Origin of the sequence: Paraburkholderia sp. JHI2823, from assembly GCF_038900695.1 — a bacterium.
Taxonomy (GTDB): domain Bacteria; phylum Pseudomonadota; class Gammaproteobacteria; order Burkholderiales; family Burkholderiaceae; genus Paraburkholderia; species Paraburkholderia mimosarum.
On sequence record NZ_JAYMRY010000339.1, the window covers coordinates 1 to 397 of the forward strand.

Sequence of the window (397 nt, forward strand, 5' to 3'; positions counted from 1 at the left end):
CCGGAAATACCAGCGAACCGCGCAACTGATGACGACGGCAGGGAAGCGGTGGCCGTGATAAAGCGGTTTTGTCTTCTTCATTACGTCATTCTACCGCCCCCTCTCCATCAACCTGACAGAGCCATCGACTATCCTCGCGCCACCGAAGCGCTGCAGCTCCTGGAGCGTCTTCACGAGACGCCGCGCCGCGACCGGATGCCATGCCTGCTCATCCACGGCGACTCCAACATCGGCAAAACGAAGATCACTGCAAAATTCAAGCGTGCGCATCCCAGCGAGTTCGATGAACGGAGCGGGATCGAGCGATGTTCAGTCCTCACCATGCAGATGCCTCCGACACCTGATCAGCACAGGTCTTACTCGGGCCTGCTGTTCGAACTCGGCGCTCCCCACAATC

The 397-nt window shown here is 58.9% G+C and carries 1 protein-coding gene and 1 pseudogene; one reads left to right on the top strand and one right to left on the bottom strand.

The window, feature by feature from the left end; translation table 11 throughout:
* Positions 1 to 81, bottom strand: a pseudogene (locus tag VSR34_RS38900) (IS6 family transposase); the annotation flags it as partial.
* A 6-nt stretch (positions 82 to 87) separates the two neighbouring features.
* Between VSR34_RS38900 and VSR34_RS38905 the strand changes: the two are divergent.
* On the top strand, positions 88 to 397 hold a 310-nt coding region (locus tag VSR34_RS38905), incomplete at its 3' end, for a TniB family NTP-binding protein (protein ID WP_342965300.1).